16 protein-coding genes and 1 pseudogene are annotated in these 22,609 nt (G+C 37.0%); 10 read left to right on the top strand and 7 right to left on the bottom strand.

The window, feature by feature from the left end; translation table 11 throughout:
• Positions 1–291: 291 nt before the first annotated feature.
• The 4 genes from AAEZ18_RS15600 to AAEZ18_RS15585 form a co-directional block, all read right to left on the bottom strand.
• Positions 292–651 (bottom strand): hypothetical protein, encoded by a 360-nt coding sequence (locus tag AAEZ18_RS15600; RefSeq protein ID WP_226898090.1) that lies wholly within the window; start codon positions 649–651, stop codon positions 292–294.
• Between the two features lie 105 nt (positions 652–756).
• Positions 757–1,125 (bottom strand): hypothetical protein, encoded by a 369-nt coding sequence (locus AAEZ18_RS15595; RefSeq protein WP_086993876.1) that lies wholly within the window; start codon positions 1,123–1,125, stop codon positions 757–759.
• 78 nt (positions 1,126–1,203) lie between these two features.
• Positions 1,204–1,407, bottom strand: a complete 204-nt coding sequence (locus AAEZ18_RS15590) for a hypothetical protein (protein ID WP_179807794.1) — start codon at positions 1,405–1,407, stop codon at positions 1,204–1,206.
• A 107-nt stretch (positions 1,408–1,514) separates the two neighbouring features.
• Positions 1,515–1,616: an ATP-binding protein gene (locus AAEZ18_RS15585; protein WP_275942346.1), complete on the bottom strand. Its 102-nt coding sequence runs from the start codon at positions 1,614–1,616 to the stop codon at positions 1,515–1,517.
• Between AAEZ18_RS15585 and AAEZ18_RS15580 the strand changes: the two genes are divergently transcribed.
• From AAEZ18_RS15580 to AAEZ18_RS15570, 3 genes are all read left to right on the top strand, one after another.
• Positions 1,577–2,116 (top strand): hypothetical protein, encoded by a 540-nt coding sequence (locus AAEZ18_RS15580; RefSeq protein ID WP_275942347.1) that lies wholly within the window; start codon positions 1,577–1,579, stop codon positions 2,114–2,116. The two genes, AAEZ18_RS15585 and AAEZ18_RS15580, sit on opposite strands and share 40 nt — an antisense overlap.
• Before the next feature lie 55 nt (positions 2,117–2,171).
• Positions 2,172–2,312, top strand: coding sequence for a hypothetical protein (locus tag AAEZ18_RS15575; protein WP_179807792.1), 141 nt, complete (start codon positions 2,172–2,174; stop codon positions 2,310–2,312).
• 308 nt (positions 2,313–2,620) lie between these two features.
• Positions 2,621–3,145 (top strand): hypothetical protein, encoded by a 525-nt coding sequence (locus AAEZ18_RS15570; protein WP_179807791.1) that lies wholly within the window; start codon positions 2,621–2,623, stop codon positions 3,143–3,145.
• Positions 3,146–3,166: 21 nt separating this feature from the next.
• Here the strand turns inward: AAEZ18_RS15570 and tnpC are convergent.
• A pseudogene (gene tnpC / locus AAEZ18_RS15565) lies at positions 3,167–4,690 on the bottom strand (IS66 family transposase).
• A 347-nt stretch (positions 4,691–5,037) separates the two neighbouring features.
• Between tnpC and AAEZ18_RS15555 the strand changes: the two are divergent.
• The 3 genes from AAEZ18_RS15555 (at position 5,038) to AAEZ18_RS15545 (ending at position 7,084) form a co-directional block, all read left to right on the top strand.
• Positions 5,038–5,781: a ferredoxin--NADP reductase gene (locus tag AAEZ18_RS15555; protein WP_350595130.1), complete on the top strand. Its 744-nt coding sequence runs from the start codon at positions 5,038–5,040 to the stop codon at positions 5,779–5,781.
• 214 nt (positions 5,782–5,995) lie between these two features.
• Positions 5,996–6,736 (top strand): nuclear transport factor 2 family protein, encoded by a 741-nt coding sequence (locus AAEZ18_RS15550; protein WP_350595132.1) that lies wholly within the window; start codon positions 5,996–5,998, stop codon positions 6,734–6,736.
• 27 nt (positions 6,737–6,763) lie between these two features.
• On the top strand, positions 6,764–7,084 hold the full coding sequence (locus tag AAEZ18_RS15545; RefSeq protein WP_339686059.1) for a hypothetical protein: 321 nt from the start codon (positions 6,764–6,766) through the stop codon (positions 7,082–7,084).
• Here AAEZ18_RS15545 and AAEZ18_RS15540 read toward each other — a convergent pair.
• A complete protein-coding gene (locus tag AAEZ18_RS15540; RefSeq protein ID WP_086995468.1) occupies positions 7,074–7,967 on the bottom strand; it encodes a tetratricopeptide repeat protein in 894 nt (297 codons plus the stop codon). The genes AAEZ18_RS15545 and AAEZ18_RS15540 overlap by 11 nt on opposite strands.
• A 1,200-nt stretch (positions 7,968–9,167) precedes the next feature.
• Entirely contained in the window at positions 9,168–10,769 is a 1,602-nt protein-coding gene (locus AAEZ18_RS15535; RefSeq protein WP_011329728.1) for an ABC-F family ATPase, read from the bottom strand.
• Positions 10,770–11,108: 339 nt separating this feature from the next.
• Here AAEZ18_RS15535 and AAEZ18_RS15530 point away from each other — a divergent pair, with 339 nt between their 5' ends.
• The 4 genes from AAEZ18_RS15530 to dptH all read left to right on the top strand — a co-directional run bounded on the left by AAEZ18_RS15530 (position 11,109) and on the right by dptH (position 22,471).
• Positions 11,109–12,347 carry a UPF0149 family protein gene (locus AAEZ18_RS15530; RefSeq protein ID WP_350595135.1) on the top strand — a complete coding sequence of 413 codons (1,239 nt, stop codon included), beginning with the start codon at positions 11,109–11,111 and terminating at the stop codon, positions 12,345–12,347.
• A 496-nt stretch (positions 12,348–12,843) separates the two neighbouring features.
• Positions 12,844–14,436: a DNA phosphorothioation-dependent restriction protein DptF gene (gene dptF / locus AAEZ18_RS15525; protein WP_350595136.1), complete on the top strand. Its 1,593-nt coding sequence runs from the start codon at positions 12,844–12,846 to the stop codon at positions 14,434–14,436.
• Positions 14,437–14,439: 3 nt separating this feature from the next.
• Positions 14,440–15,738: a DNA phosphorothioation-dependent restriction protein DptG gene (gene dptG, locus AAEZ18_RS15520; RefSeq protein ID WP_350595138.1), complete on the top strand. Its 1,299-nt coding sequence runs from the start codon at positions 14,440–14,442 to the stop codon at positions 15,736–15,738.
• Positions 15,719–22,471 carry a DNA phosphorothioation-dependent restriction protein DptH gene (gene dptH / locus AAEZ18_RS15515; protein WP_350595140.1) on the top strand — a complete coding sequence of 2,251 codons (6,753 nt, stop codon included), beginning with the start codon at positions 15,719–15,721 and terminating at the stop codon, positions 22,469–22,471. Before dptG ends, dptH begins: the two co-directional genes overlap by 20 nt.
• Positions 22,472–22,609: the final 138 nt, after the last annotated feature.

Raw genomic sequence — 22,609 nt, 5'->3', positions numbered from 1 at the left:
AATACCTCCAGTAGAAACTGACGGTATTTTCAATTAATTAAATCCACTCTGCTAGGTGTCGTTGCTCGGACGCTTACTTTACTCTCATTGTCTTCTCTTTTTGCAAAAACATTTAAGCCCATTTTATTCACAAAGAGGGTATGAGGCGCTGCGCTTTTAGAGGAATAACGTAAGCGCGCATTTAAGCAGTGCGCTTACTTTGAAACAATAAAAAAAGGCCGCTCAGTCGCAGCCCTCTCATTTGAATTTAAAAAAAGTGCCCAATTAAAAATGGACTTGTAAAATCTAAAATTAATATTTTCTACGATTTATAGAAAAAGTAACTTCAGCTTCTCCAGTGTTAAGGTTAAAAGAATCTAATTTACCTGAGCAAATAGCCTTATCTCTATATGATCCACCCTCATTCTCAGCAATTACTTTTTGAGGTAACATTTTACCACTTCGATAATCTTTCATGATAACAAAGCGAAAGTGACAACGAGGAGCTACTGAACTATCACTAAATTTATATTCAAAATCTACTAAGCGAACTACATCAGGGTAATTACTAAATACATAAAATCGGTCAGCTGAATTAGCACTAAGAGTTTCTAATGGCTCTGGTGAATAACGTGGATGTTTGAACGTCTTTACTCGTAAATGTGACATCATAATCTTTAGAGTCATTCTCAACATTAACTTTTATATTTGCTACTGCAGAAGAGCTTATAACTAAAGCTGATGTAAACAATATTTTTTTTAACATAAACTAATCCTTTATATTTTGTTGTGATAATAACTTCCTGATTCGTAAGAAGTCATAAAGGACAGTACACCACTATCATTCTTTTTAACAGCTAAATTAGGTACAGAATTATTCTCTTTATCTATTTCTATTACCTGTCCTATCCGACCTGAATTTAATCCTAATTGCTTTCCTAACTGCTCCATTTCTTGTTGCATTTTAGGAAGGATTTCTGTTTTTAATTGCTCAGCTGCTTGAGCATATCGTTCTCTTTCTTCTGGAGATTCAGCATTTTTAGCTCGTTGCTCAAACTCTGCAATACCTTCTTTTGCTCCCTTAACATCGCCAACTCTACCGTTATAACCAAAAAATACATCCATAAAATTATTAGATACCTGCATAGCGCTTTCTCCTTGTGTATATAGACTAAAGTTTAGAACAAATAGTGAGCATTTGACAGTGTGAAATAACGTTGCACTTCACGACTGTTTTTTCTTCGATACCCACACAGGAAGCTCTAAATTATTCCCTTCAGCGAGCCACTTTTCGAGGGCCTCTTTTTTGTCTGCTGGCGCTAGTTCGTCTCCCTCTAAATCAGCATAAAATTGACGTGTTTTTTCACTCTCTAAATCCGAATTAATTGCATCGCATAATTGCGTAATATCATCTTTTTTCGGCGTCATTTTTCGCTCCTTTTTGCACCCAATTTAGGGGGTGCACGAACCACAATTTTAGCGTAGCGTTTAAAAGTTATCTAGCGTCAATTAACTTGGCCGGTTGACACCGAATTTCATTTGCTCTTATTGAGCGCTGTTTTGCGCTGGTAACTGTCACCTTCGCAATGAATAATCGTTGCATGATGAACCAAACGATCGATTGCCGCGACAGTCATTGTTGAATCTTCAAATAGTTCATCCCATTGCTCAAATGATTTGTTTGATGTGTAAGCGCGCATTTAAGCAGTGCGCTTACATTCGTTTTGTCGATGGACTCACAGCAAAGTTAGGGTGGCTCGATAGACACCATATCACATTGCTCGATATCAATGGGCTCAGTAGCAGAATAGATGCAGAACTTACAGATAACGCGCTTGTTTTCATAGGTCAAAGTGCCAAACATTTCCCCGATGTCTTTTGCTTTAATCTCAATAAGCAAAAAATGATCAATGCTTCGGGTAATCATACGCAACTCACAGGCCTTGATTTTGGCCTAGCTAAAAGATTCAATTGGTTCTCTGAAGACGGCTTATCGTTGCAAGGCGTACTGCGTTTCAGCAAAAACCAGTCAAACCTGTCCCAAGCTCCTGTAGCAGTGATCATTCATGGGGGCCCGAAAGACTTTTCTGAATTGCAATTATTCAGCGATCACCACTGGCATGCCCCCTATTTGTAAGCGCTCAATTCTGCGCGTATATTGACAATTATGCTAATTGATCGCTGTTGCTGAAATGCCAATTTCAGTCATGGATATTGAAGAGTGTGTTATTAGTGATGAGCATATTGAAGCGTGGCAAAATGATTACGATGAAGATGATTTTGGTGATGTCGATCAAGTCAGCTTTATTAAAATAGCGAAAAGTAATACATAGAAAAAAGGCTTGCGGTTTGCATAAACCAAGAGCCTTTGCCTTTAGGAACTAGTGATATGTGGTGTAGGCTTATAATCGTTGGTGCTTTTGCATGCTCATATCCAAACTTATTGCATTCCGTAGTATTCACCTTACTTCACATTGTGATAAAAATAAAATTATTAATGTGCCTCGCTTACAAGCTGTCGCTTCCTACTTCATTTATTTCTAAACAACATGCAAAAATATAGCAGTTAAAGACTGTTTGCTTTTTAATCGGAAGTCGTTATTGTTGAATTGAAATTACATCTAATATAAGGATATATAATATGAGCAAAGTTTCTCTCACTTTAATTTTACTCTGCGGGATTAGCTTCCAGGCGAAGGCTCAAAATTCTGATCTTCACGTTAATAAATACTCTCAAAGCAAGCGTGTGGAATCGTTTGAATTAAACAACCTCCAAAAAAGTACACTACAAGCTATTATCCAAAATGCTGAGTCAGATAAAGAAATAGATGCTGAATATGAAACCGGGGTTATAGATACATTTGGGGATTTGAGCCGGAAAATCCCTTACACGGGCGTAGAAGTTATAAACATAAATCTAAAGGGCAGTAAGAGCAGCTTAGCAAACTACACTCTAAAACCAGTTTATATCGCTTATGGCGATGATTTAAAGTTAAGAAGAGTAGAGTTCGAATCAAAAAACAAAAAAATAAATGCTAGGCTGTATTCATTTATGGAAAGTGACGAAAGTGCTTCGTCTTCTAAACGTTATTATGAATTCATTATTAATATGAATGAAAAAGAAATGTTTATAAAACTCTCAAAAGATTGGCTGGTTATTAAGTAAGCGCGAATTTAAGCAGTGCGCTTAGCTATAATCGAAGTCTAGCTGCACATTCCACGGCATTAGGTCGGTAAAATCATCATCACCCTCATCTCGATTCGGCAACGTTTTAAATAAATGCACAAAGTAGTAATAAGGATTGATGTCATTGGCACGACACGTCATCACAATACTATAGAGTGTGGCGCTTGCTTGGGCACCATTAATTGACTTTGAGAATAGCCAGTTTTTCCTACCAGTGGTAAACGGCCGAATATCTCGCTCAGTAATATTATTATCAATCCCTAGTTCGCCATCTTCACTATATCGCATTAATTTCGGCCATTGATTAAGCGTGTATTTTATCGCTTTGCCAATATAACTCCCCGCCGTTACTTTACCTTCGGCTTCATCAAGCCACGCTTTAAAGTGCATTAATATGGGTAAGGCTTTTTCTTGTCGTAACTGATACCGCGCTTGAGGGGATAACTGTTTGTTTTTAGCCTGGGTTTCCAGTTTATATAATTGGCTGATAAAGCTGATGGCTTTATGCGCTCGACCTTTGTTTTTCGACTCTGCTTTTAAGGCATCGTTATATTTGCGTCTAGCGTGTGCCCAGCAACCAACAGGGGTAATGCCTTCAATACCGTCATAAACACGGTAACCGTCGCACTGTAAATAGCCTTGATAACCGGCAAGAAATTCTTTTGCGCAAGCGCGACTTCGACCTGCTTGGTAATCGTAAATCACGACAGGCTCATGGCTAACCTCATTGCTGCGATAAACCCACATGTAGGAATTGCTGCTAGGATTGTCACCTTCATCTAAGACTTGTGTACGGGTTTCATCGGCACATAAACTGTGCTCATTAAGCAAGTGACGTTGCATGGCTGCCACTAAGGGGCTGATTAGCAGGCCCGCTTTAATACACCAATTAGCTAATGTTCCGCGCGATAGTTCAAGGCCGCCACGGCCCAGTATGTCAACGAAACGATAAAGCGGTAAGGCATCGCAGTATTTGCCTGTCACAACCGCCGCTAATGCCTCGGGACTGGCAATACTCCCCGGTATCGGTTGTTTAGGTTTAGGCGCGGTGATTATTTTACTGGTCAATTGTTCATGCTCGCAATGTCTGCAAGCATATTTAAATTGTTTGTGCTTAATGACGCTGACTTTCGCCGGAATAATTTTAACTTGTTCGCTGTCTTCACTACCACATTGATGTAGTTGCTCACCGCAACACTGACACGTTAACTCGGTTAAGGTGTGCTCAACCTCTTCTCGTTCAAAGTGCTCAGCCAGCGTTTATTTGCCTTTCTTATGGTGTTTAGGCGGCTCAGTCGTTTTATGCTGCTCCGCTTCATTGAAGGTGCCCCGTGGGGCTTTTTCACTTTTTTTACCGTATTTTTGGGATTTACTTAACTTAAGCTCAGCAAGCAAGTGGTCAATCCGCGATTGCATTTCAACCTTATCTTCTTGTAAAGCATCAAGCTTAGCCTGCATAAGTGCAAGCTGATTTTGTAGTTCGGTGATGAGAATAGTGTCTGGCATTTTAATAGCATGACACATGGGAAAGATCGTTCAAGTAAAAAAAACGATCTGATTAATTTACATCACCGATAACCCCGATAAAGTCGGGTGCCGCGCGCACGCAGTGCGAATCATTAAATATATTATATTTTAAAAAATATCAGATCTAAAAGTAAAAAAGCCAATCTAACGCAAAATAAACACAGACATTAACTACATATACTCTCTTTATTTTGACTGGTTGATCCTGATTGTTTTACCTGCAATTACACAGTGTTTTAGCTATAAGTATTTATTACTTAATGTTAAGGTTTAAGCTCTAAAACGCACATTTAAAGTAAATCAGTAACCTTAATACTTTATAGCCGATAATATAGGAGCTAACTATGTCTAATTGGGTTGATGCAACAGTAAAAAAAATTACTTGGTGGACAGACTCGTTATTTAGCATAACGGTAAATGCCGACGTTGAGCCATTTAAAGCGGGGCAGTTTACTAAGCTATCTATAATGGATGGCGATAAACGTATTGCACGGGCTTACTCCTATGTTAATGCCTCCGATGACCCCAATTTAGAGTTTTACCTAATAAACGTAGTTGACGGTTTACTCTCATCGCATTTAGCCAAGCTACAACCAGGTGATAATGTACTAATAGAGCGCTGCGCTACAGGCTTTTTTACCCTTGACGAAATACCCGCCAGCGAGCAGTTATGGATGCTAAGCACAGGTACCGCTTTAGGGCCGTTTTTATCCATGCTGCAACAGAGCGAAGTATGGCAAAAGTATCAGCATATAAACCTAGTACATGGTGTACGTTTAAATGACGATTTAAGCTATCAGGAGCTTATAAACACACTACTTGAAGCTCATCCTAAGCAGTTAAATTACATTCCTGTAGTGAGTCGTGAGCAAGCTGATGTAGGGTTGCACGGACGAATAACGGATGCGATAGCTAATAAGCAATTGTTTTCGCACGTTGGGCTAGATGCCACGCCCGAAAATGCACAGTTTATGATCTGTGGTAATCCGCAAATGGTAAAAGACACCACCGAATTACTAATAAGCCAAAATTACCAACGCAATCGCCGTAGAACCCCCGGCCACATAACAGTTGAGCAATATTGGTAGTTAGGCGTGTGTATTTTGCCCGCTTGAACGTGTAGCAATATGTTTGGTTTTTAGGTAAATAAGTACCTATTTAGTGTGGTTATTCCTTTAAATGGGCAATAACCATGCTAAATACCAAACATGCTCTAGTACTAAACAGATAATCACTACCCCAAAACCGTAAAATTTGCTATGTTGCGCCCTAACAGTATTTCGTGCTCATTTTAGGAAAACTATGAAATCTTTACCTATCGTTTTTGCTTTTATATTTATTGGTGCCGCGGCACTTGTTTACGCAACAGAGCAAGAAACCAACACAACGGCGCAAAGCAGTGCAGAGCAAGCTAAGCCTGTAATTGAAAAACAGCAGCAAGCTGCCGACGAGTCAAAGCAACAAGCTACAGATAGGCTCAATACCCTAGAACATAAAGAAGCAGTATTAACAAAACCAGTTGTTGATCCTAACAAAGTAGACGACTCAAAAGTACTTGGCACCGAAACTCCTAAGCCAGTTGAAAAAATTAAAAATAAAGAAGAAAAAGCCACCGCTATAGCCAAAGCTGAGCAAGTAGTAACGCAAGCTAAAGAAGCCTTAACGCAAAAACAGCAAACAAAAGCCAAACAATCGCGCGAATCATTAGCTGTAATTGAACAATTAGTTAAAGCCTATAACGCCCGTAATATTGAAGAGTTTATTCGGGTTTATGCCGAAGACGTTGAATTTTATATTTTTCCTAACGAGCTGCTATTTAAAGGCAAAGAAAAACTAATAGCCCGTTATGGCTTAATGTTTAAAAAACTAAAATGCATTCATTCATCACCAATTAAACGCATAGTACATGGCGACATAGTAATTGATCATGAATTATCAGAAACCTGCTCAGTAGATAAAAACGTAATAGATAAACGCTCAGAGCTTATTTCAAGCTATCAAGTTAAAGATGGTAAAATAATTCGTGTGTTATTTTTTCGATAACTCATAACTAGGTAAGTAAGTATCAAAATGCAGTTAAACGACGAGAAAAAAATTAGCCTAGAGTATCGGGTAGAGCCAGGCTGTTTAGGCCCACAAGGGCTAAGCCACATAGAAGATTTTTGTCGCTATGCTAATAAGCATATTAAATCACCATATTATGCGCAATTTTTATTTACCCCTCGTTACGACAAGCAAAAAAGTGAACGTCAATACAGCGTAAATAGCCGCAACTTATCGCAAGTTCAGGCCAAGCTGTATTTTGATCACTTTCAAATAAATATAGTAGAGTTTGAAGAGCAGCTCGACGAGCTGCTCAGTAAAGCAATAGATCTGTACTTTAAACGCTAGTCGCACTCAAAATTTCGTTAAAGCTTTCGTTGTTGTGTAGGCTAGCAAACGCACTCTCGTGCAGTAGTTCATTGCGTAAGTTAGGTGAGTAATCTAACGCCATTTTTATATCGGCTAACGCATCGGCATGTTCATGAATTAACGCATAAGCACACGCACGTTGCCAATAAGCATAGCCATAATCACTGTCTATCTCTATTGCTTGGTTACATAGCTCAATAGCTTGTGTTGTATCGTTAATTTCTAGCAGCGCATCGGCTTTATAAGCAATGGCTTCTACGTCTTCAGGTTTACGTTTTAAAATTTCGTCAAAAATTTCAATTTTGTTAGCAAAATCACTTTCTAAATTAGCCCGCATCCACAGTGAGTGAACTTCATTAGTGACCGAAATCCGTTCTTGGTTACTGAGTATTTCTTCAGAGCGAACGCGCAGTTTTTCTTCAAGAATTTTTAAGCGATCTTCATACTCATCGGTAATAACGCTTACTCGGGTATTTACTATGTCTTCTACTTTATTTTTAACATCGCGCAGTGAGTTCCAACCCACTAATACTAAAATTGATGCGGTAGCCGTAATAATAAAAAATACATTATTAATGGTATCAGTAGTGTAGGTAATTGCACGGTCAGCGGTATCTAGCTGGGCATGAGTTACTTGTTTAGTTACATCCTCACGCAGTTTTTGCTGATCTTGACGCACAGCTCTAAGCTCATCAAGAATATAACGCTCCATTAGCGGTTTATACATAGGAGCAGCTAGCCCATCAACAGCTTGGTTTTGTTGCTGCTCGGTGGGAGCCGAAAAAGGGTCATCTTCAGCAGCAATGATTGCTGTAGAATTAAAAGTTACGCAAATAAACAATAGTAATAAAAAGTAACGCATAGTACGCCTAATAAATAAAATCAATAAATCGCTAAGGCAACTTTAACATGCACAGATTCAGGGTACTAGAGGAGGTTGCTGTTTCGTTAAACACTTTATAGCGCTGGTTAGGTAATTAACGTTAGTTTGCAGCAATTAGACATTTTTAGACGCTATTGATAAAAATTAGGCAAAAAAAACCAGCTCAAGGTGAGCTGGCAAAAACTACTTAAAACAACATAATGTCAAAGGGAAAAACAATAAGTTAGATTGCATAATAACGCTACTAAGCTGAACAATGACTTAACTCAATTCAATACTTTAAATAAATAAGGTGTATAAATCATCAAAAAATACACCTTTTTTAACTTACATGGCGAAGGGGGATATACACAGTGACCTTGGTTACCCGACAGCCAACTTTAAACCCTTCACACTACATTACGTCGCTTATTTTAAAAGCGATCATTTTTTATTATTTAAAATGCGCGGCATACAGCCCCGGTAACACAATTTTTACAAAGAGAAGACAATGAGAGTAAATGAGTAGAACCATATTTATTTTTCATACCACCCACAGCTCTTTTCACCCTCTAAAAGCGCAGCGTCTCATAGTCTCTTTGTGAATAGGTTTTTTAATTTTAAATGCGCGGCATAAAGCCCCGCCTACAAAAATTGCACAAAGAGAAGGCAATGAGTAGAGCAGTTCCATTTTATCCGCAGTTCGAAACTTACAGCTCTTTTCACCCTCGAAAGCGCAGCGCCTCATAGCCTCTTTGTGAATAGGCTTTTAAATTTAAAATGCGCGGCATAAAGCCCGGCCAACAAAAATTGCACAAAGAGAAGGTAATGAGAGTGAATGAGTAGAGCAGTTCCATTTTATCTTCAGTTCGAAACTTACAGCTCTTTTCACCCTCTAAAGCGCAGCGCCTCATAGCCTCTTTGTGAATAGGCTTTTAAATTTAAAATGCGGGGCATAAAGCCCCGCCTACAAAAATTGCACAAAGAGAAGGTAATGAGAGTAAATTAGTAGAGCTATATTTATTTTTCACCCTCTGAAAGCGCAGCGCCTCATAGCCTCTTTGTGAGTTAATTACTTAAAAAGCGATTGCTCACAGGCCAAAGCCCAAACTCGAAACACAAATAACAAGCACAAAAAAACGGCGCTAAAGTTAGCACCGTTTTTACTTAATACTTAAATAGAGTATTTAAAAGCTGTTATTACGCTACTTTTTTCTCTTCACAACTGGCTAGGTACTCGTCAAACGAGCCTTGAAAGTCGATTACTTGTTTATCTTTAATATCAATAATACGCGTAGCAAGTGACGATACAAACTCACGGTCATGGCTTACAAAAATAAGCGTACCTTGGAAGTCTTTTAACGCATTGTTAAGTGCTTCAATGGCTTCCATATCCATGTGGTTTGTAGGCTCGTCCATTACTAGTACGTTAACGTCTTGCATCATTAACTTACCAAATAACAAACGGTTTTTTTCACCACCTGAACAGTTACGTGCTTTTTTGTTTGAATCGTCTGCTGTAAACAACAAACGGCCTAACATGCCACGTACCATTAAATCGTTGTGCTTAGCGGTGCGCCACTGCGACATCCAATCAAACAAGGTTAAGTCGTTATCAAAATCTTTAGTGCTGTCTTGCGGGCAATAACCAAAAGTAGCATTTTCAGACCACTTAACTTCGCCCTCTAAGCTTTTAAGCTCGTCTACTAAACAGCGTAAAAAGGTAGTTTTACCCACACCATTTTCGCCAATTACTGCAAGCTTAGCGCCGGCTTCAAGTAATAAGTCGCCGCCAGAGAACAACATTTCGCCATCAAAGCCATGGCCAATTTTATTAACTTCAAGCGCTTGGCGATACATTTTTTTACCTTCGTCAAAGCTTAGCGAAGGGCTCATACGGCTTGACGATTTAACTTCATCAAGTTTAATTTTATCCATTTTTTTAGCACGCGAACTTGCTTGTTTCGCTTTAGATGCGTTAGCACCAAAACGGTTAACAAAGTCTTGTAGTTCGTCAATTTCAGCGCTCTTCTTCGCGTTTTCAGCAAGTAATTGCTCGCGTTGTAGGCCAGCAGCTTCTAAAAACTTCTCGTAGTTACCAGGGTAAATACGCAGCTCGCCGTAATCAATGTCGGCCATGTGTGTACATACCGAGTTTAAAAAGTGACGGTCATGCGAAATAATAATCATGGTACATTTACGCTTGTTAAGCTCGTTAGCAAGCCAGGTAATTGTATGAATATCCAAGTTATTTGTAGGTTCATCGAGTAGCAAAATATCAGGGTTTGCAAACAACGCCTGTGCTAAAAGCACACGTAGTTTCCAGCCTGGCGCTACGTTTGCCATTAAGCCATAATGAAATTCTTTATCGATACCCGCTTCTAGCAAAATTTCTTCAGCGCGGCTTTCTGCCGTGTAACCGTCCATTTCTGCAAATACGCTTTCTAGCTCAGCTACTTTCATGCCATCGTCTTCGCTCATTTCTGGCAAAGAGTAAATACGTTCGCGCTCTTGCTTTACTTTCCAAAGCTCCACGTCGCCCATAATTACAGCGTCAACAACACTAAACTCTTCAAACGCAAACTGGTCTTGGCTTAGGTTACCTACTTTTAACCCTGGAGTAATAGATACATTACCCGCACTTGGCACAAGTGCCCCGCTTAAAATTTTCATGAAAGTCGACTTGCCGCAGCCGTTAGCGCCAATTAAACCGTAACGGTTACCGTTACCAAATTTAGCTGAAATGTTTTCAAACAACGGCTCTGCGCCAAACTGCATCGTGATATTTGCGGTGGAGATCAAAAAAATGTAATCCTAGAAAAAGTACTGACAGGGATAGGCCGCAGCAAAACGCCACAAACAAGAACCAGACAATAGGGTAAATTAGCTGGCGAATTATACAGATCCAAAGCCAAAGATGAAAGGTAAAAGAAACTTAAAAAATAGCCGGTATGGCAAGAGCAGGTTTTAGATGTCAGGCTTGAGGCTTTAGGTAAAAATTAACCAAGGTTAATGTACAAGAGTAGGCGGAAGTTTACCTTGTGCTTTTGTTTTAGGAATTCAATAACTCAACAAATAATATTGTTGCCAACTCAATGAATAGGTAGACTAAAATTAAATACATCATTGACGGAACAGGTTATGTCGCCAGCTAAAATACGAAATGACGTTATAAAACTCAGTAAACTAAGTACTAAAAAACCGGATTACTACTTTATTCAAGGTTATTTAATCGGGTTAGGTGTATTACCACAAATACTTACTCCTACAGAGTGGCAACCAGATCTATTTGGGGAAATAAATGTTCAAAATGAAACAGAGCTCAAATACTTAGAAAGCTTAATGACACTTTACAACCAGAGTATGGACAAAGTAATTCAAAATGACTTAAAAATGCCAGCGAAGTGCAGCTTGTCTAAGCAAGACTACCGTGAATCACTTAAGTCAAATATGCCCTTACCAAACTACTGTAAAGGGGTTTTACAGGCACTTAAACATATAAATAAACGCACCCTAGATAAAGAGCAAAAATATGCTTTTGATAATATAAATCGGGTTTTAAAAGCTTTTTCTAATGAAACAGCAGCAGCAAAAGAATTTGGGGAGTTTGCCCAATATAACGCCCAAGAATATAAACGTAACTATGTTTATTTTATGGCTGATGCTATTTTTGAGCTTAGATTTAATAACGACCTTACTTTAAGCGATGAAGATGAGGCTGAATTTAACAACAGCTTTTTAGATGAAGAACCAGATGAATTCGATCAGCTTGATGAACTACTTGAACTGGTACTCGCCGATACAGAACTAACAGCACTTGAGCCAATACAGATGCTTTTAGAGGTTATGGAAGGGCTCATAACAAAGCAATATATTAAAGACAACGCCGGGCACTTTTGGGGCTTGCACGAAACCCGCCCTTATATGATGCTGCGTGCGCATCGTACAAAAATACACGCGCTGCATGGTTATACCCAAAAAGCACAATCAGAACTCGAAGATCTATTAAAGCTAAACCCAAACGATAATCAAGCAAACCGCTTTTTATTAATGAACTGCCTAATCATAAACAAAGAGTGGGGGAAGTTAGACGCTCTATTGGCCGACTTTGATTTTCAAGAACTACACACAACAGCAAGCCTAGCGCTAAGTGCTTTTGTAAAGCATGGCGATTCAAAACCAGCTAACGATTACAAAGAAATGCTTAAACAACAGAGTAAACATTTTGTAAAAATACTCACCGGGCAAGAAAAACTTAAAGAACAGCCGCCATATTACAGCCCAGGCAGCAAAGAAGAGGTAGGTGTTTACCTTGATTCATTAGGTAAGCAGGCATGGATTTCGGTTCCGGCGAGTCTTTTTTGGTTAAGAAAAAAGTAGGTAAAAAACGTTTAGCGTGATTTATATCGCGCTAAACATAACGCAGATTCAATTTGAAGTGCATAACCGCTTTTTAAGTTTTTATTCAATAGTAGAAATTACGCTTGTTAAACGTGCAATATCAATGTCGCTTGTGCTTACAAGGCGTTGAGCTTGCTGACGCAAAAAGCGAAAAGCGCAGCTTTTAATGTGTAGGCACGATTATACATCCGGATTAATTTAAACGTGTTGTGTGGGTTTTTAAATTTAGTAATAACAGAAGCTTGTACTTAATTGTTTAAAAGTTAAGGCTAAATTTACATAATTGTAAAAGCAGGCGCGTATTAATGATAACGGCGTAGTTTTTATTGGTTATATAACTAATAAGCCTATATTTATTTTTATCAATCAGGTAAATTGTTTTAAATGAATACTAACTTAATAATACGTTAGTTATTAACAGATAAACCAAGGAGCGGTTTAGTAAATTAACCGCACTATTTAAGAAAGGTCAATTATGCGGTTGAAAGAAGCCCTCAGCGTTCTATCAAAGTCATCTCCCTATGCTGTATCTACAGAACGCAGTACTAATAACCAGAGCATATTGGATAATATTAAATCATACTTATATATTCAAATGCCTATAGAAATTGCTGTTAATAAGGCAATATCATCATTTAGCGCTAATGATAAAAAGATACTTTTTTTATGTGGTAGTAGCGGTGATGGTAAATCTGAATTACTCACAAAAGCCAAAGTTGATTTTGGAACGCGCGTTAAATTTCATTTAGATGCAACGCATAGTTTTGATCCTCATGGCACCGCGATTGAAACATTAAACAAAGTATTTAATGAGTTTGAAACGGCAAACACCCCCTTAGTTGTAGGGATAAATGCCGGTATGCTAGGTAATTACGCTGAGGAAGGTAAAAACCTATTAATTCGTAGCAAAATTAGTGCTTACCTTAAAAATAAAAATGAGCCAGATGGAGCTGTGACTTTTATAAATTTTGAAGATTACCCAAAATTTGAAATTAGTGACGAGGGCTATAAGTGTGATTTTGCTAAAAAATTATTAGAAAGAATCACGCAAAGAGAAAACAATATAATTCGGCAGCTCCTTGAAAAGGAAAAGCTAGAACAAAGTGATCCTGCAACTTTACGATTAATTGCAAACTTTGAGCTGCTCAGCTTACCTTCCGTACAAAAAGTAATTATAGATTTGCTATTTAAAGCTCGCTTAATGCGAGATCAATTTTTAACAGCTCGAGCATTGCTTGATTTTATTCACGAGCTTTTATTAGGTAATGGGTATTTATTCGATAATTTATTTGCTGGAGGTGACAACGAACTAGCAAATAAAATTGAAAACTTTGACCCCGCCCACCTTCGTACTAAAGAAGTTGACCGCTTTATTCTTGCTTATGATCTAGGTTTACCAGATATCGAGTTTATGGATTTTAAAAACGCATTACATACTCTCGGTATTAAGCATATTAATAGTGGTGCCCAGTATCTTCGTTTGTTTTATTTACTTAAGTATGATGATTTTGCTAATAATTACCATAAAAAGTATTCAGAAGATTATAACGAGTCATTAATCGAAAGCTATATCAAGGTATATCAGTTACACAAATCTTATAATGGCGATAGTAAACAAAAAAATAGCTTAAAAGAGTTTTACAGAGACACTTTAATTTCCGCTATCCGAACTTACATAAACAGGAATGCCCCAAAACTGGGTAAAAAATTCTATTTACTCTCAGATTTCGGGGACTATCAAATTGCTGCACCTGCAGATCTAGCTATGGATATCAAATCTATTATTGCTTCAACGACGACTAATAGTTCCTTTTTTAATGCGAAACTAAAACTACAAGATAAACAATTTAAGCTACCAATTAATATAAACCTGCTTTCTCTACTTATTAATATAAATAATGGCTATCGCCCTAATAAGCACGATAAAAACTCCGTGATACTTTTAGACGAATTAGCTTCCGAAATAATTCAACAAGCTAAAGCTGCTACAGAAATAGTTATTACAGGCTTAGATGGTAAATACCACTTAGAGCTTGATGATGACGATATTATGGTAAGTGAGGGTTAATAGATGCCATTATTAGAAGAGTTAAAACCAAAAAATAATAGTGCCGCTAGTTATTTTCCTGTTTCAGCTAATAGCGCCAATAATAAATATGACTGGGAAACCGTAGTTGGCTTTTTCATTAAGTCTTTGCATAGCCTTAAGCTTGAAAAAAATATCGTAGCGCTAGACGATTTCAAAAAGTTATGTAAAACGCATTTTGTCGATAAATTAGACGGCGAACCTTTTTGGCATATTATTGAAAAAATGTATTTTGATAACCTACAAGTTTTAAATATAGCTCCTGAAATGCAAGTGCTAAAAGTGTTAGACGGTGAAACAAGTAACTCAGGAGATGAGCGTTTAACGTCATTGTTTAATGGTTTAATGGGAGATGTAGAAGTAAGTAACGCACCAAATGCACAACTCAACTTTTTAGAGCAAGAAGTAAAAAAGGTTTTTGACTCACCGCTCGTGACTAGTCGTGCCCAGAAAGTACGCAAACAACATATTGCTTACCTGCCATTTTTGTCAGAACAATTCCAGCAAGATTTAAAATTTTTAGTTAGCTACCCAGAACATTTTTTACAAAATATCAAAGCATTTTTAAAACTGTATGGTTTTTTATATACAGCACAATTATCCCTAAATATAAAAGGTTGGGCACAAACACCTGAAGTAAAACCTTGTTACTTTATTTTAGATAGTGAAAAAGCGAGTAAAGAGCGAACTAAACTGCAACTTCATGGGCACAAACAAGTTGTTGAATCCAGCTACGCATTATTTCCTTACTTAGCATTAAACGAAAGCTTGCAAGACACAAAAAAGCAAATCAGCCCTTTATGGCAATTAATTAATGAGCTAATCGATACTGATATTGAAGTTTTAAATAACTACGCTGTTGCTTTTCATGATGATAGAAATTTAACGAGTCAACAACGCTTTGCAACTACAACAAGTGAGTCAATTAGTAATTTAATCAATCTATTTACAGAGCAATTTAAGAAAGGAGCCACTCGTGAGACTGCTTTTAATAACTTTGTAAAAGCGACCAGAGAAACTCTTATTAGACCATTCGAACAAAACCGACGCCGAGCAGGCTCATTTTTAGTATTAAACCAAGATTACCTCCTGTTGCTTACTAATTTGTGTATTGGTGAAAACGAAAAATTAAGACTCCATGAGTTACTAATAGAGTTTCAAAAGCGCGGCATATTTTTCGATAAAAGTAGTGAAGAGTGCTTAATAGACTTGTTTGAAAGAATGGGTAACGTAGAAAGAATGAGTGACAGTGGAGATGCAGTTTATGTCAAAAAAACTATATGAAGACTTTTTAGTTGAACACTTTTGCCAATGGGCAACTAAGGGGTTTGAGGGAGAAAGCCGCTTTCAGTTTCGTTCACCAGATAGTGATAACAGTTTAAAGCTTTATGAAGCAATGCTTCATAAAGCCGATGCAACTGTTTCATTAGTTACAGATGACATAAATCAAACGCTTCCAGCAATTACGTTTGGTAATAAAACGCTAATACCTGTTGTACACGGAGATAGTGACAAAGGATTAAGTGAGAACTTCATCTCACACTTGCGTGATTTAGTGTCAGCACAGGATGGTCCTCTAAAAGATTGCGTGCTGTTAGTTATACATAACTCATATCTAGATACACTGATAAACTCGGCACGAGATTTAGGTAAAAATGGAGAAGTGTGGCACCCCTCAACAATAAAAAAATCGCTAAGTGAACTCATATCTTCTATCAGCGGTACCGATAAAGTGTCGCAGTGCTTACTTGATCACCGTTTTAAACTAATCATTGAAGACGGTGCAACCATGTTTGGTTTTACTGAACTGTATGATGCGTTAGATGACGGTATTATTCAATTTAGTGAGTTAGGTCTTTTTAACGATAATACGATTGTGAATTGGGATGATACAGATCAGATAGATAATCGATTATCGCAAAATCATCAGTTGTACGGCAATATTAGTGAGATTGTAGAAAAGTATCCTCAAGAGCTTGTAGAAAAGTTAGGTGACTTAGACCTTAGCGAAAAATTTGTAAACAGCAATTTTGGTGATGATCAAAATTGGGAAAAACTTGATTTTGGTGCAATTATTAAAGAGCGCCGCGACAATAAAGAAAACTTACTTGCTTTTGAAGATGAAACAATTGTAGGTCTAGATTTTATAGTGCGCGAAAACAAAAAAGAACGACACTTAATAATTGAAATGCCTGCCGATAAAAAAGAGTTTAAAATTGAAGCTAGTTTTGTTGGTGGGAAAATTCAAAAAAATGAATTAAAACTACAGCATACAAAAGAGCCAATAGCGCTTGATGTAAATAACCGCTCGCAAAAACGCAGTGTTGCTGAAATTTCAGGTTTTTTTGATAATCAGCCACTTTATTTTAGTGTTGATTTTAAACGTGAAAAACCGCAAGAGCGTTTTAAATATAGAGTATTAGTTATACCGCAAGGTAGTTTTTATCTTGACGACTTAACTGATAGCTTTTTACTAGCTACACACCCTAAAAAACAACTTATTACACTACAAACTAATGCCGGCACTTTAAAAATTGCAGAGCACGGAGAACTTGCTACTGTAACGCAATCAAATCAAACCTTTTCAGTTCAAGATGTTCAAACTGTTGATTTTTCAAAGTTTGCAAACGAAACAGACAGTTTAACGTTTGCAGTTCAAAGTGGTTCTCATGTGCTTAATTTTGAGGTGGATGGGGCCGTCTCGTCTGACACATTAAGCTTACCGCTTATTTTGGATACAAATCTTTTTAACCGTTTATACAACGATAACTTTAATGGCTTATATAACCGAGCAAAAGAAAAAGTTGTAATAGATGGAAAAGACCTAACCCCAACAGGAATGCGTAAATATTTATTAAATTGGGAGGCAAAACTACAGGATGAGCGAATACTTGCAACGCAAGTTGCAAATAGACCAGAAGTCTCTTTAGATAATATTAAAAGCTCATTCCCAGATTTATTTGCAGCTTATGATTCATTATTCAATTACCTAGACGAAAAAAAGGCGCTCATAAGTACCTGTTCCTGGGGCTCAGAATTTTTGGGCTTAGTGAATCGAGTTGTTGAGTGCTATTTATCTGAGGTTGAAAAATTAGAAACTAAATTGCTGCTATCTCCGCAAGCTTTGATGTTAGTAAATATAGGTATTGCCGAATTTGAAGAGCAAGAGTACATAACACCACTACATCCACTTACATTGGCTTATTTTGCACAGCTAGTCACACGTGCTAGTGATGGGAACGATAATAGCTTTGATAGCTTACCTAAAGCGACAATTAAGCGATTAAATGCAGAAGGCTTATTGCCTTTTGTATGGCATGCAACAGACGGTTTTGCATACAATCAAGCGGTTGCTGATAATCGAATGTGGTATAAACTTGTTTCAAATAAAAAAGCAGCTCTAGAATATGTACGACCTTTAGTAAGGCAAAAAACAAGTGAGTTTACAAAAGCGTTTGATGTGCTTTTTGATAAAGGTAGTAAAGAAACTGTTTATATCAACTCTATAAATAATGGTAGTAATACAGCATTATTTTTAGGTTTAGTGGATTATCTAAAAAAGAAATCTCCTGACGAAGCAAACCGAATTCATATAAATCTTTACGATAAAGAATTACAACGTACTTATTTTGATGACTTTGCAGACGCTCCAAGTTACGACGAGTTAAAAAATATAGCAGAATTAGGTAGCGAAAAAGATAAAGCAGATGCCATTGCTGATATGCTTAAAAATCGTATCACTTATAGTAAATTTAAGCTAAATGAAGAAGAGCCAACTTTTAAATATGCCCATGTTAGTTTTGTACGAAATGACACAACGGTAGAGCCTGTGCCTGTTGATGTACTTTCAGAAAAAACAGGGGTAGCGTGTCATGGTCTATTAGCCGGAGAAACTGCGTACCAAGAACAAAATACTTATTTTACAACATTTGGACTTAATAAACTGAATGTTGAAAGTACTCCAACTTTAAAACTGAGTAGCCAGTTTAATAGTTTAGCTAAAGCAGCTTGGTGTGGACAAAAGTACGAAACCAATAACGGATTAGCTTTAAAAGTCGCCGGTAAGCTATCTGAATTGCTCGATAGCGTTTATGAAAACTCAGTGTGGACAATTATAATTGACCCTAAAGTTACCTTAGACTTTTTTAAAGGTCAAAAAGACACTGTACTGATCCATTACTCTGATAATTTTACAAACTCAGCAAATTACGATGCAATAACAGTTACTAAACGACGCGACTTATACGATCAAGTACTTTCTCAAGGTGTCGCGGGATTAACCGATGAGTTCAATGCGTTTAATGGTGAATGGTTACTCAAAATGATCACCAGTAACGACAACGACCGTAAAGAGAAAAAAAGCATTATTGGTGCTTATAAATACGTAAATTGTTTATTGCATCAAAGCGATATTACGTGGGTACCAATGAGCGTTGCTGAAATGGTGCGTGTAGCTGGTAATATTGGCTTAAAAATGAGTGATAGTGACTTTTCTCGTTACTCTCAAAATATTAAAAGTGGTGCTATATCTGACGACGTTCTATTTGTTGGCTTTAAAGACAGCAATATGTATTTGTTACCGCTTGAGGTTAAAATTGGTAAAAAGCGCACTCACAGTAAAGGTATTCAGCAAGCTAAAGAGCTTAAACGTTACTTAGTCGAAAACTTATTTGGCCGTGATGATTTAGCAGGGCATTTATACCGAGGCTTGTTTATTCGCCAAGTATTAATGCAAGTTGATAAGTTTGAATTATACAAAGTATACGAGGGGGATTACTTTAGCGAGCTGCAAAACAATCGTGAATGGTGGTTACAAGGTGATTATCAAATTGCAGACGTAGAGAACTACCCGCAAGGCTTTATGATGGCATTTTTTGAAAATGCAGACTTTGCTAAAGAAGAGTTCATGCTTGAGGACAACATTCTGCAAATTATCTTGCCAAGTGCCAATTTAAACCGCTTTATAAGTACACCACTTCAAGAGCTATTTAAAAATATTAAAGTAGAGTATTTATCTTATATAGATCAAAAGTACATATTAAATGGAGAAGTAACACCTATAGAAGTTGTGTTTAAAAAAGATACAAATGATAGCTCTACTGATGATATTAATAAGCCAATTGAAAATGAAGAAAATACAACACCAAAACCAGCTAATGAAACGTTAGTAAATACGAAGGCTGTTGAGCAGGAAAAGCCAAACCAAGCTAATCAGAGTTTAATAAATACAAAGGTTGTTGAACAGGAAAAGCCTAATTCAGATGCATTAACCGATCGTGGAGTTGAGTTTTTAATATCTAAACTAAATATAAAAATCTCTAATAAAATACCTAAAACAATTTCATACAATATTATTAAGCTGCTCATATCTGATGAAGTGAAATCTTTTGAGATTGATAAAATCTATAACGAACACGTGGCTGCTTACGAAGATATTTTATCTTTAGCAAATAAAACTGATGTTTTAAATTTCGCAAAACTTAAAAGCAAAGCGAAAGAAGAATATAAATCTAACTATGTTGAACAGTTAAAACTCATCAGTACTGAGCTCGGTGTTGAATCAAGCCCTACTGAGATAAAAAAGAAAGACATATTACCAATTATAAATACTGTACCTGTGACAGAAAGTACCAATAAATATGAATTGTCTACATTCTTAAGTGATACAGAAGAGGCAAGAGGTGAGTTCAAATTTATTATTGATAGAATTAAACAAGCTAAAGGCCGCACTATAACTATAAAAGAGCTTTTAGCTCTCGATGAGTCATGGTTTATAAGATTGCATAGAGTGCAGCCTAGCCATTTAAGGGCTCTGCAGCGCCTACAAAAAATTTATAAAGCAAACTTAAATATCTCAAATGAACAATTTCAAAATACAAAGCCTTTAAATCAAGTTGATCAATTAAATAATCAACAGAAAAGTGAAGCTTTAACTTCACAAACTCTTGTTTCGAAAATTATAGTTCCAGAAAAGTGTCAGCCCATTATTGAAATACTTACAAAATTCTATAAAAAGCCCTTAATAATTAATGATCTGCTTACTATATCTACTGAGCGCTTAGAATGGAAAAGTGGTGTAAGTAGAGAAATGATTTTAGAGTTTAAAGCTTTCAAAAATAAGCTATTAGCTGCTTTAAACTCATTAAATCAAAATACATTCAATTTATTTAAAAGTGACAATCATGCTGTTGATAACCTTGTAGCCGAACACAAAACAAAAAAGACCGATTATTTACATGGCGGTTATAGTCATAATCACCAACAAGATAAAAGCGCTGTAACAAAGCAATCTACAAAGAGTACTAGAGAAGTTGAGCTAGAACCTGTTACAAGCAACAAGACCGATGATAAAAGCGCTTTGCTACCTCCGCTACAAGAGCAAACAGGTATACCGAAAGAAGTTTCACTTAAAATTTACGAGTGGGCTAAAACTGCATACTTTGATGATCCTGAAATGTTTAATATTTTTGTAAATGAGCAAAGTGAGGGGTATTTAACTCTGCAGAGTTTAACCTTTGATAATGTGCCTAGTTGGTCATTAGAAGCCATCAAAGATTTTGCCTCTGACAAATACGCTGAAGATTTTGGGGCCCAAATTCGAGAAATTAAAAGGCAGGTAAAATTTTTTGGTGAAATTGATAGTTTAATTATACCTGGTTCAGTAAAAGCTATTAGAGAATTTAAGCAACAAGCTAGAGAAGAATATCCCGGTAATTATAGTGAGCAGCTTACGTTTATAAATAGAGAAATTGATTTACTTAAAAAATATGAACGAAATGATGTAAGTATGGAAGTTGACCAAGAAAAAACTGAGATACGACCTGTAGACACTTCCAGTCAGGTCCTAGAAAAGAACATATCACCAAATAACAAGCAATCCGCTCCAGCAGAAGAGTTAAAAGTGTTAGTAGGCCATGTTATGCAAAATAATGAGCCTGTTTACTGGGAGCCTACCAATACCGCTAAATTCATGAATACCAACTCAGGTATTATCGGCACTATGGGCACGGGTAAAACTCAGTGTACTAAGTCTGTGGTAACACAGCTTTACCGTAATCAGCACAATAATGTTGATGGCAAACCAATTGGTATACTTATTTTTGATTACAAATCGGATTATGTAGACGATAAGTTTATTGATGCCACCAACGGTAAAAAGTTTAATTTACATAAACTACCTTACAACCCGCTTAGTTTATTTGGTGATACGCCCATGTTACCTGTGCATACTGCGCGTGGTTTTTCTGAAACGATGGGCAAAGCATTTAATTTAGGCACTAAACAACAGCTTAAGTTACGTAAATTAATTGGTGATGCCTACGACTTAGCAGGTATTCATAAAGCGAATAAATCTACATGGAGTAAACCTGCTCCAACAATGGCTGATTTGTGGTCATTGTTTTTAGACAGCGAGCCAGCGGAAGATTCACTATACGCAGCGCTTGAGAGCATCTGTGAGCTTGAAATATTTGAAGACGACACCAGCAAGTGCATGTCGCTTTACGATCTCGTAGATGGCATTACCGTAGTTGAGCTAGCAGGTTACCCAGGTGAAATACAAAACCTGGTTGTAGCGCTTACGCTTGATTTGTTTTACTCGCAAATGCAAAAACAAGGTAAACCAGAAGTACAAGGTGACTTTAGACAAGTTACTAAGCTAGTACTGGTTGATGAGGCCGACAACTTCATGTCGCAAAACTTCCCTAGCCTTCGCAAAATACTAAAAGAAGGTCGTGAATACGGCGTAGGGGTTATTTTATCAACCCAAGATATTACCCACTTCAAAACCAGTGAAAACGACTACTCAGCGTATATTTTAAGCTGGATTGTGCATCGCGTATCGCAAATAAAAACTCAAGATATTAAAGGCATATTCAATAAAGATGATAAGTCAGAGCAAGAATTATTGATGAAAAACATCCGAGAACTTGAAAAGCACACCAGCCTTTATATTGATGGTGAAAAACAAATTAAACGTATTAAAGATAAAGCGTTTTGGGAGTTAATTGATGGGTAATATAGATAAAAATTTAAGTATCTTACGTTTAAAAAGGGGGGTGGACTATCAAGACTAAAGAAAAAAAAGATGAATATAAAGTAACTGATTTTTGGAATGTTTTATGTTCTAAAACTGTATCTTTTTTCACAAATCATT

Origin of the sequence: Pseudoalteromonas sp. 19-MNA-CIBAN-0066, assembly GCF_040308705.1 — a bacterium.
Lineage (GTDB): Bacteria > Pseudomonadota > Gammaproteobacteria > Enterobacterales > Alteromonadaceae > Pseudoalteromonas > Pseudoalteromonas nigrifaciens.
Note: the sequence above shows the minus strand (reverse complement) of the source record. Positions and strands in the feature narration are given on the sequence as shown.